We start from the raw sequence: 356 nt of genomic DNA, 5'->3' as shown, positions 1-356 counted from the left end.
AGTAAATAAAGACAATTTCTATTGAAATAATATAAAAATTGTCTTTTTTATGATTTTTTTATAATTTTCAGCTCGTTGAGCTGGTACTTTTCTTATATTAAGTATCATTAGCACAAGTCCTAGTTCTCTTTTGTCTTTATTTATCCCTCGAACGGACTTTCGAGTGAAACTCAAAATAGGCTTCATAATTCCAAAAACAGACTCCACATCAATTTTTCTTTGACTGTAGATGGTTTTTGCTTTTCGTTCTGAAAGCTTTTGATTAATTTGGACATTGAAATATTCCCAACTATAATTCTTCATTTTTTTTTATTTGTTTTTGAATCGATTAATCGTTTTATAAGAAGGCTTTTGAT

The 356-nt window shown here is 27.5% G+C and carries 1 pseudogene; it reads right to left on the bottom strand.

Features of this window, described 5'->3' with window-relative positions:
* Window positions 1–356: pseudogene (locus HMPREF2576_RS07210) on the bottom strand (transposase); the annotation flags it as partial.

Origin of the sequence: Staphylococcus sp. HMSC063F05 (assembly GCF_001837075.1) — a bacterium.
Lineage (GTDB): Bacteria > Bacillota > Bacilli > Staphylococcales > Staphylococcaceae > Staphylococcus > Staphylococcus epidermidis.
Note: the sequence above shows the minus strand (reverse complement) of the source record. Positions and strands in the feature narration are given on the sequence as shown.